9 protein-coding genes and 1 pseudogene are annotated in these 10,174 nt (G+C 60.4%); all 10 read right to left on the minus strand.

The window, feature by feature from the left end:
* Position 1: 1 nt before the first annotated feature.
* Positions 2-1,084 (minus strand): ABC transporter permease, encoded by a 1,083-nt coding sequence (locus QZ517_RS06370; protein ID WP_294223880.1) that lies wholly within the window; start codon positions 1,082-1,084, stop codon positions 2-4.
* A 163-nt stretch (positions 1,085-1,247) separates the two neighbouring features.
* Complete coding sequence (locus QZ517_RS06375; RefSeq protein WP_294223882.1) at positions 1,248-2,606, minus strand: CmpA/NrtA family ABC transporter substrate-binding protein; 1,359 nt, start codon at positions 2,604-2,606, stop codon at positions 1,248-1,250.
* Positions 2,607-3,031: 425 nt separating this feature from the next.
* Positions 3,032-3,616 (minus strand): ANTAR domain-containing protein, encoded by a 585-nt coding sequence (locus tag QZ517_RS06380; protein ID WP_294223885.1) that lies wholly within the window; start codon positions 3,614-3,616, stop codon positions 3,032-3,034.
* 252 nt (positions 3,617-3,868) lie between these two features.
* Positions 3,869-4,612, minus strand: a complete 744-nt coding sequence (locus tag QZ517_RS06385) for an SDR family oxidoreductase (RefSeq protein ID WP_294223888.1) — start codon at positions 4,610-4,612, stop codon at positions 3,869-3,871.
* Between the two features lie 17 nt (positions 4,613-4,629).
* Positions 4,630-6,078, minus strand: coding sequence for an aldehyde dehydrogenase family protein (locus QZ517_RS06390; RefSeq protein ID WP_294223891.1), 1,449 nt, complete (start codon positions 6,076-6,078; stop codon positions 4,630-4,632).
* A complete protein-coding gene (locus tag QZ517_RS06395; RefSeq protein WP_294223894.1) occupies positions 6,065-7,687 on the minus strand; it encodes an ABC transporter ATP-binding protein in 1,623 nt (540 codons plus the stop codon). Before QZ517_RS06395 ends, QZ517_RS06390 begins: the two co-directional genes overlap by 14 nt.
* Positions 7,684-8,505 carry an ABC transporter permease gene (locus tag QZ517_RS06400; protein ID WP_294223897.1) on the minus strand — a complete coding sequence of 274 codons (822 nt, stop codon included), beginning with the start codon at positions 8,503-8,505 and terminating at the stop codon, positions 7,684-7,686. Before QZ517_RS06400 ends, QZ517_RS06395 begins: the two co-directional genes overlap by 4 nt.
* On the minus strand, positions 8,502-9,449 hold the full coding sequence (locus tag QZ517_RS06405) for an ABC transporter permease (protein WP_294223900.1): 948 nt from the start codon (positions 9,447-9,449) through the stop codon (positions 8,502-8,504). The genes QZ517_RS06400 and QZ517_RS06405 overlap by 4 nt, the downstream gene beginning before the upstream one ends.
* Positions 9,450-9,455: 6 nt before the next feature.
* Positions 9,456-9,863: a cupin domain-containing protein gene (locus QZ517_RS06410; protein WP_294223902.1), complete on the minus strand. Its 408-nt coding sequence runs from the start codon at positions 9,861-9,863 to the stop codon at positions 9,456-9,458.
* A 62-nt stretch (positions 9,864-9,925) separates the two neighbouring features.
* Positions 9,926-10,174, minus strand: a pseudogene (locus tag QZ517_RS06415) (ABC transporter substrate-binding protein); the annotation flags it as partial.

Below are 10,174 nucleotides of genomic sequence, written 5' to 3' on the forward strand. Positions count from 1 at the left end.
ATCACCGGTTGGATGTGAAGGTGAAGAGTGACTGGATGGCGTACATCAGGCGATCAAGCAGGAAGCCGATGATGCCGATGGTGAAGACCGCGACCATGATCTTGGCGAGCGAACTGGAAGAGCCGTTTTGGAACTCGTCCCAAACAAACTTTCCGAGGCCCGGGTTCTGCGCCAGCATCTCTGCGGCGATCAGCACCATCCAACCAACTCCGAGCGACAGGCGCAGACCGGTGAAGATCAGTGGCAGGGCAGAGGGCAGCACCAGCTTGGTGATTTTGGTCCAAGTGTTCATCTTCAACACCTTGGAGACGTTCACGAGATCCTTGTCGATGGAGGCCACGCCGAGGGAGGTGTTGATCAGAGTTGGCCAGAGAGAACAAAGAGTTACGGTGATTGCAGACGTCAGGAAGGACTTGGAGAATAAGCCGTCATCCACGGTGTAAGTGGCGGAAACCACCATGGTTACAATGGGGAGCCATGCCAGTGGCGAGACCGGTTTGAAGATCTGGATCAGCGGGTTCACGGCGGCGTTGGCGTAGGGCGACAGGCCGGCCATGATGCCAATTGGCACGGCAATTGCAGTGCCGATCAGGAAGCCAACGAACACGGTTTTGATCGAGGTCCAGATTTGATTGTAGTAGCTGGGACTGCCTGTGTACTTGATATCTTTGACTTTTTCCGGCTGGCCGTTGGCGATGAATTTGGCGTTGCGCGCCTCTACTCGTTCGTTGAACTTTGCCTTTTTGACCGCTTTGGCCTGGGCGTCTTTGTGCAGAAGGACGGCTTCGGTCCAGACGTCCTGGGGGCCGGGAACAGCGCCGAGGGAGGTTTGCACCTTGGGCGCAAGGTTGGTCCAGAGCATCAGGAAGACTGTGATGGCCAGCAGTGGCACGCCCAAAAGACGCCATATTTCAACAGCTTGTGCTTTTGGGTTGTCACCAGCCGCGGCTTTCAGAATGGGCGTGAGGAAGCTGAGACCGAAGACTTGGAACCAAGTGTCGGCCTTGTTGATGCGGGTGAAGAGGCGGGCGCGGCGGGCTTCGCGTTCTTCATCTGCGATGTTTTGCGGGTCGATTGTGGTCATTGGTCTGTCCGTGGCTCTAAGCGCTGTTGCAGTATTGGTTAATGCCGGGGCGCGGCTGATTTTGGCGTCGGTATAACGTCGGTATCGCGGCTGTTTTGCGGAGGTGCGGTTTTGCCGGACAGGCGCGTGTTAACGGCCCGTCCGTTGCGCCCCACGATTGGGCTCAGCCTTGCACCTCCGCGCCCACCACACGCTGATCCCCTTTCAGGCCAATTGGCAGGCTGTCGAGGTAGGCGTTGGGCATGCGGCCGTCGTAGGCGATGCCGTCGATGATGTCCTCAGACGGGGTGGGTGCTTTGTAGCCGTCGCTGTCCCATGGGAAATCCGCTTCGTTGGCCAAGCCTTCGTCCACCAGCAGACGGGCGGCTTCCAAATAGATCGCGGGCTTGTAGACAGATTTGGCCACCTCGTCATACCAGCTGTCCGGCTTGGCCTCAGAGATCTGGCCCCAGCGGCGCATCTGGGTGAGATACCAGATGGCGTCGGAGTAGAACGGGTAGGTCGCGTGGTAGCGGAAGAATACGTTGAAGTCGGGAACGTCTCGCTTGTCACCCTTTTCGTATTCAAAAGTGCCGGTCATGGAGGCTGCAATCACGTCGTAATCCGCGCCGACATAGTCTGGCTGGCTCAGAATGCGCACCGCTTTGGCGCGGTTGGCGTTGTCGTTTTCATCGAGCCACTGCGCCGCACGGATCAGCGCCTTGGTCACGGCGAGTGTTGTGTTTGGGTATTGCTCAGCAAAATCAGCATTCAGGCCGAAGACTTTCTCAGGGTTGTTTTTCCAGAGTTCGTAGTCGGTGATCACGGGCACGCCGATGCCTTTGACCACGGCTTGCTGGTTCCAAGGCTCACCCACGCTGTAGCCGTAGATTGTGCCCGCTTCCATCGTGCTGGGCATCTGCGGCGGCGGGGTTACGGAGAGCAGCACATCGGCGCCGATCTGACCGGTGATGTTTTCGGGGGAGTAGTAGCCCGGTTGCAGACCACCAGCAGCGAGCCAGTAGCGCAGTTCGTAGTTGTGGGTGGAGACCGGGAAGACCATGCCCATGTTAAACGGCTTGCCTTCGTTGGCGTAGGTCGCAACCACCGGCTTCAGCGCGGAGGCGGAGATTGGGTGTTGCGGGCGGCCATCGTCCATCAGCGGCACATGCGGCTTCATCTCTTCCCAGATCTGGTTGGAGACGGTGATGCCGTTGCCGTTCAGGTCCATAGAGAATGGCGTGATGATGTGCGCTTTGGTGCCGTAGCCGATGGTGGCGGCGAGCGGTTGACCTGCCAACATATGCGCGCCGTCAAGTTGACCGTCGATCACGCCGTCGAGCAGCACTTTCCAATTGGCTTGAGCCTCCAGAGTGACAAACAGGCCCTCGTCATCAAAGTAGCCCTGCTCATAGGCCACGGCGAGCGGCGCCATGTCTGTTAGTTTGATGAAGCCAAAGGTCAGTTCATCTTTTTCAAGCTCGGCGGCGGCTGGCGCGGCCAGAGCGGTGGTCGCAGCAAGAAGGGCGGCGAAACGATGCATTTGTGGCGTTCCTTTTGGTGTGCCCCGAATTGGAAGAGAGGGCAGGAAAACAAAAAAGCCGCGCGACCAGCGCCGAAGGAGGAGGGTCGGCGGGGTCGAGCGGCTTTGCTCAAAATGTCCCTGGTCATTCAGGGTCAAAACAGAACGTCGTTGTCCTGCGTTGGGTCCATTAGGTGGCGCGGCTTGGTGAGTCTCAAGCGCGATGTGCGGAAAAATGCTGCAATGCCGCAATTCTCTGTGTGGATGCCTAATTTTTGGGCAAATATGCCTGAGAGAGTCGTATTCCTGCCCAACATTGAACCAAACACAGCTACTGTTTGCGACAGGTGCGCGGGTCAGCAACGGCGCGCAGTAATGCGCGTGGCATAACGTGGAGCGCACTTTTGTCTTTTAAATGGGGGGCGGTGGAGGTGCAGACCGCGTGCTCAGGACAAGAGGTCAGAGGCGGTGACCAAAGCCTGCGCCACGCCCGCTATTTTCTTGCCGTCGCGCATCGCGGTCTTACGCAGCAGAGCATAGGCCTCATTTTCCGAAATGTTGCGTGCCTGCATGAGAAGGCCTTTGGCGCGATCAATGATTTTGCGATCTTGCAGCGCCTGTTTGGTGTTGGCCAACTCACTGCGCATGTCTGAAATCATATGAAAGCGGGTGATGGCGGCGTCCAGAATGGGTTTGATCCGATCCGGGTGCATGCCATCGACCACATAGGCAGAGACACCGGCTTTAATCGCCAGTTGCGTCAGACCATCGTCGGAATGATCAACAAATAGGGCAACAGGGCGTGTGAGCGGTTCGGTGGCGCGTGTGAGCGCGTCAATGTCCTGGCGGCTAGGCTTGGCGAGGTCGACCAGAACCAGATCAGGGGTCAGCTCTGCCACGGAGCTGGCGAGGCCGGTGGTTTCTGAAAGCACACGAATGTGGTGATCGCCGGTGGCAACCAGGCTGTCGATGATGGCATCGGCGCGTGTCTTGTCGGCTTCGACAATCAGGATGGTGAGCTGGGCGGTCACGGCGCTTTGGACTCCGCTGGCTGGCGTTGGATTGAGCTAACGCTGCGCTGCGGCAAAGGGCCAGAGTGTCCGTGGGGGGAGGGTGTGACGCAACCGCCCAAGGTGATGAAACTTTGGGCGGTTGGGGGGTGTTTGCTTAAGGAGGCGGCGCTTTTAGCAGTTTGCGTTTGAATTGAATCGCTTGTTCGCTGCCTCTCCCATGCGGTCGAACGCGAAAAGCGATCCGCTTGCTCCTGTAAAACGCAAACTGCTTTAGATACAGCGCCCGCCGTCCACTTCCATCAGGGTGCCGGTGATCATGCTGGCCTCGTCGGAGCACAGGAAGGCGGCGGCGTTGCCCATGTCTTCGGGCTGCGAAAAGCGGCCCAAGGGGATGGAAGAGAGAAACTTGGCGCGGATTTCCGGGGTGTCCTCGCCCATGAAGGAGGCCAGAAGCGGGGTTTCACCGGCAACCGGGTTGATGGCGTTCACGCGGATGCCGTGGGGGGCGAGCTCCACCGCCATGGCTTTGGTCGCGGTGTTCACCCAGCCTTTAGAGGCGTTGTACCAGTTGAGGTTGGGACGGGGGGAGAGGCCTGCGGTTGAGGAGACGTTGAGAATTGCGCCGGTCTTGCGCGACTTCATGTGTGGCACCAGCGACTGGGCGATGAGGTAGATCGATTTACAGTTCACCGCAAAGACGCGGTCAAAATCACTCTCCGTGACGGTTTCCATCGGGGCTGGCAGGTGGGTGACGCCCGCGTTGTTCACAAGGATGTCGATGTGGCCCCATGCGGAGAGTCCCGTGTCGATCATGGCTTGCACGCTGGCGGCATTGGCGACGTCGACGGTGCAGGGGAGGGCGTTGGCGTGTTCGGCGGCTTTGGTGGTGGCCATGTCGCCGTTGATGTCGGCCACGAGCACGCGGGCGCCCTCGGCGAGGAATTTGTCGACAATGCCCGCGCCGAAGCCCTGAGCGCCGCCGGTGATGATGGCTGTTTTGTTTTCAAGACGCATAATGAAGTCCTTTTGCGTTAGCCGTGCAGGGCGGCGACGGTTTTGAGTTGGCTGAAGTGGAACAGGGCCTCAAAGCCTTTTTCGCGGCCGTGACCGGAGTGGCCGGTGCCGCCGAAGGGCAGTTCCACGCCGCCACCAGCGCCGTAGTTGTTGAGGAAGACCTGACCAGCCTTCAGCGACTTGGCGAGGCGCATTTGGCGCGCGCCGTTTTGGCTCCAGATGGAGGCGACAAGGCCGTATTTGGTGCCATTGGCAATTGTGAGGGCTTCCTCTTCGCTGTCAAACGGGATCAGCGCTTGTACCGGGCCGAAGATTTCGTCCTGGGCCAGCGTGTGGCTTGGTGGGACGTCGGCAAACAGGGTTGGCGCAATGTAGTGGCCGGGGGCGTCGGTGACGATTTGGCCCTGGGCGGCGGTGTGCAGGTCTGCGCCTTTGGCCAGAAAGCCGGAGACAAGCTCTTTTTGACGGCCAGAGATCAGCGGGCCGAGATTGGCGTCGTCAAGAGCCGGGGCGACGCGCATCTCGGCATAGGCGGCGGCCATGCGGCTGGTGACTTCATCATAAACGGAGCGCTCGACAAGGATGCGCGAGGAGGCAGAGCAGGTTTGACCGGCGTTCTGGATGCCTGCGTTCACGAGAAACGGAAGCGCTGCGTCGAGGTCAGCATCCGCAAACACCAGCTGCGGGCTTTTGCCGCCGAGCTCCAGCGTGACGGGCACGACGTGTTGCGCAGCGGCGGTTTGAACAAGGCGGCCGGTGTTGACGGAGCCGGTGAAGGAGATGTGTTGAATGTCTGAATGACCTGCGAGCGCGGCACCGGCTTCGGCGCCAAGGCCGGGCACCACGTTCAGAGCACCGGCGGGCAGACCGGCTTGCTGCGCAAGTTCGGCGAAGGCCAGCGCGGTGAGGCAGGCTTCTTCCGCTGGTTTCAGAACACAGGCGTTGCCCATGGCGAGGGCAGCGCCAACCGAGCGGCCAATGATCTGCATCGGGTAGTTCCATGGCACGATGTGGCCGGTCACGCCAAAGGGTTCGCGCAGGGTGTAGACGGTGTAGCCATCCATGTAGGGGATGGTTTCGCCATGCACTTTGTCCGCTGCGCCGCCGTAGAATTCCATGTAACGGGCCAGAGCGATCACGTCGTTGCGGGCTTGGGTGAGCGGCTTGCCGACGTCCAAAGCTTCGAGTTTGGCCAAGGTGTCGGTGTGCTCCAGCACCAGCTGCCCAATGCGGGTGAGAATACGGCCACGTTCCACAGCGGTGGCGCGTCCCCAATCGCCAGCACGGGCAGCATGGGCGGCGGCAACAGCGGCGTCAACGTCAGCGGATGTGCCCCGCGCGATGGCAGCCAAATGGGTGCCGTCCGACGGATTGGTCAACTCCAGTGTGTCGCCAGAGGCAGCGGTTTGCCAAAGGCCGCCAATCAGGCATTTGGATGGGTCAAAAAACAGGTCAGGCAGGGGCATGGGCGGTCTCAGTTTTGTCACTCAACGCGGCCAGATCCGGAAGCACCGGCGCGGCGTTGATCAGGGTTTGGGTGTAGGGGTGCTGTGGCGTGGTGAAGACCGTCTCGGTCTCGCCTTGCTCCACAATCTCACCGTTTTGCATCACCAACACGCGGTCGGTTACAGAGCGCACCACAGAGAGATCGTGGGAGATAAACAGATAGGCCAGATTGTGACGGCGGGAGAGCTCGGCAATCAGGTCGAGGACTTGCGCCCGGATGGACACGTCGAGTGCAGAGACCGCTTCGTCAAAGATGATCAACTCAGGTTTGGTGATCAGGGCGCGGGCAATGGCAATGCGCTGGCGCTGACCGCCGGAGAATTCGTGGATGTATTTCTGCGCGTCAGACGGCTGCAAACCAACGTCGCTGAGCACCTCGCCAATGATCTGCGTTAGTGCGGCGCGGGTGGGGGGCGTATCGACCAGATGGAAAGGCTCGGTCAGGATGCGCCCAACTTTGTGTCGTGGGTTGAAGCTGCTGTAGGGGTCTTGGAACACCACCTGCGTTTTGATGCGGGCCTGCGCCGGCATGTCGGGGGCCACGGCGGTGCCAAAGGCCGTGATGCTACCGTCTTGCAGAGGTTCTAGGCCCAAAATCGCCCGTGTTAGGGTCGATTTTCCGCAACCGGATTCGCCGACCAATCCAACCCGCTCACCTTGGTGGATGTCAAAGCTGATGCCTTTGACCGCACGGTGAAAGCTGCGTGGCGCAAAGAGTTTTGTGCGCGGCAAGGCGTAGTCGCGCGTGGCGTTTTGCACAGACAGGATGGCGGTTTTCCCTTCCTCGGCGCTGGGCAAGTCAACCTGATGGCGGGAGGCGGCAAACAGCGCTTTGGTGTAAGGATGCTGCATATGGGCAAGCAGGTGTCTGGTGTCGCCTTGCTCGACCACTTCGCCTTTGCGCATGACCACAATACGATCCGCCATGTCGGCCACCACGGCGAGGTCATGGGTGATCATCAAGAGGCCCATGTCAAAGTCTTCGACGAGGTCTTTAAGCAGGTCGAGGATCTTGGCCTGTGTGGTGACATCGAGTGCGGTTGTTGGCTCATCCGCGATCAACAGGCGCGGGCGGCGGGCAATGGCCATGGCGATCACCACCCGTTGACGCTGACCGCCGGAGAGTTCGTGTGGGTAGCGCGACAGCGGGAAGCGATCTTGCGGCAGGCCAACTCGAGTGAGCATGGCGGCGGCCTGTGCTTCTGCCTCGGCTTTGGGCAGGATGCAGTGCATGCGGATGGTCTCGGCCACCTGCTGGCCAATGGTGTGCAGCGGGTTGAGCGCGGTCATTGGCTCCTGAAAGACCATGCCGACGTCATTGCCGCGCATGGCGCAAAGGGCTTTTTCTGACTGCGCGGTGAGCTCTTCGTCACCCAGCATAATGTGGCCAGAGGTGCGAGCGCTGTCTGGTAAAAGTTGCATCACCGCCAGCGCGGTCATGGATTTGCCGGAACCGCTTTCGCCGGTGACAGCCACGATCTCGCCCGGCGCAATGGAAAAGGTCACGTCTTTCAGGATCGGCAGCGGGCCGATGGACAGGGACAGGTTTTGAACAGAGAGCAGGCTCATGAGCGCATCACCCTGATTTTGGGGTCAAGAAAGTCGCGCAACCCGTCCCCCAAGAGGTTTAGGCCGAGGACAGAGATGATGATGGCAAAGCCGGGGATCAACGCGAGGTGCGGTGCAAAAGACACCATGGTTTGGGCGTCCGCCAGCATGCGGCCCCAAGACGGTGTGGGCGGTTGCGCGCCAAGGCCGACGTAGCTGAGGCCGGCTTCTGCCAAGATGCCGAGGCTGAACTGGATGGTGCCTTGCACGATCAGCAGGTTGGCGACGTTGGGCAAGATGTGTTCGGCCGAGATGCGGGCGTGGGATTTGCCAGCAACCCGTGCAGCGAGGATGAAGTCGCGTTGCCACAAGGGAAGTGCTCCGGCGCGGGTGAGGCGGGCAAAGACCGGGATGTTGAAGATGCCGATGGCCAGGATGGCATTGACCGCACTGGGGCCAAGAATGGCGGTGATCAGGATGGCGATGACCAGGCTTGGAAAGGCGAAGATCAGGTCGTTGCCGCGCATGATCAGCTCGTCGAGCCAGCTGCCGGAATTGGCGGCGGCCCAGAGCCCCAAAGGCACGCCCAGACCCATGCCGATGCCGACGGCAACAAGGGCCACGGCCAGCGATGTGCGCGCGCCAACCATGATCATCGAAAAGATATCGCGGCCAAAATGGTCGGTGCCAAACCAATGGATGGCGCCGGGTTTTTGCAGCTTATTGGGGATGTCCATCTGCGTGATGTCAAATGGCGTCCACAGAAAGCTGATCAGGGCTGCGGCGATCACCAGGAGGCAGAGCAGGCCGCCAAAGAGGATATTGCGGGAAAGCATCATGTGCGGGACCTCAGGCGGGGGTCAACGGCGGCATAGGCGAGGTCCACCAGGAAGGTCACCAGGATCACCATAAAGACCAGCAGCATGACCACGCTTTCCACTACGATCAGGTCGCGGGCGGAGATGGATTGGAAGATCAGGCGGCCGAGGCCGGGTAGGAAGAAGACCTGTTCGATGATGATGGCTCCGGCAAGCAGGAAGGAAAACTGCATGCCAATGATGGTCAGCACGGGGATCAGCGCATTGCGCAAACCGTGGCGCATCAGGGCTTGGCGGCGGGTCAGGCCTTTGGCGCGGGCGGTGCGCATGAAGTCTTCGCCAAGCACATCCAGCAGGGCAGAGCGCATGACGCGGGCGAGGATGGCGGATTGCGGCAGGGCCAGCGCGATGGCGGGAAGGGTCAGGGATTTCATTGCCGCTGGGATGCCTTTTTCCCAGCCAACAAAACCACCGGCGGAGAACCAACGCAGGTTGATGGCAAAGATCAGCACGAGCATCATGGCAAACCAGAAGTTGGGTACAGCGACACCCAGTTGGGTTGCGCCCATCACAGCCATGTCACCGGGTTTGCCACGGCGGGAGGCGGCGTAGATACCAGCGGGGAAGGCGATCAAGGTCGACAGTGTAAGGGCGTAGAGGGCCAGAGGCAGGGAGACCCAGATACGGTCGCCAATCATCTCGGTCACGGGGGTGCGGTAGGTGTAGGAGGTGCCAAAGTCGCCCTGCACCATGCCGCCAACCCAGGAGAGGTAGCGCTCCAGTTTGGACACATCCAACCCCAGTTCGCTGCGCAGGGCGGCGATGGTGTCAGGTTGGGCGTTGAGGCCAAGCATAAAGCTGGCCGGATCACCGGGCACCACCTCGATCACAAAGAAGATCACCAGCGAGGCCACCACCAGGCTAAGGCCCAGAGACAGGGCGCGTTTGAGAGTGTAGCGGAGCATGGGCGGTCAGGTCGCTGGTTTCAGGTAGTCGGCGTCGGTGACGTGTTCGAGCCAGGTGGCACCGGAGCCGTCTTCGACCTGTTGGATGGCCATATGGGACATGGCGGTGTCGGGCGTGGCGCCGTGCCAATGTTCGACGCCCGGTTCAATCCAGATGCTGTCGCCGGGGCGGATGGTGCGTGGGGCTTCGCCGCGCAGGGCAATCAGGCCAACGCCGGACAGGACATGAAGAATTTGGCCCACGGGATGGGTGTGCCATGCGGTGCGCGCGCCGGGTTCAAAGGTGACGCGGGCGGCAAAAACTTGCGAAGGGGGGCGGCTTTCCGTGATCAAATCCATCCGGACATCGCCGGTGAAATACGCGGGCGGGGCTTTGCGGCTGGGCAGGGTGCCAGCGGGGATGTGGTCAATCATGGCTGCGGCTTTCGGTATGATTTGCGCCGGAGCCACAGGGTGTGGCCCCAGCGCGGGGGGTGTTATTCTGACCAGCTTACAGCGGTCAGGTCAGTGGCTTGGGTTGGCGCGTTGAGCCAGAGGCCCTGCACACCCGCTTTGGCCACAGTTGGGTAGGCCAGCTGGAACAGGTAGCCGTTGACATAGTCTTCGGCGATCATGGTTTGGGCCACTTTGCGCAGGGCGGTGCGCTCTGCTGGGAGAGTGGCTTTGTTCAAGGTGTCCATGATCTGCTGGAACTGCGGATTGTCATACTGGAAGTAGTAATCCGG

This window comes from uncultured Shimia sp., assembly GCF_913054185.1.
GTDB lineage: Bacteria > Pseudomonadota > Alphaproteobacteria > Rhodobacterales > Rhodobacteraceae > Shimia.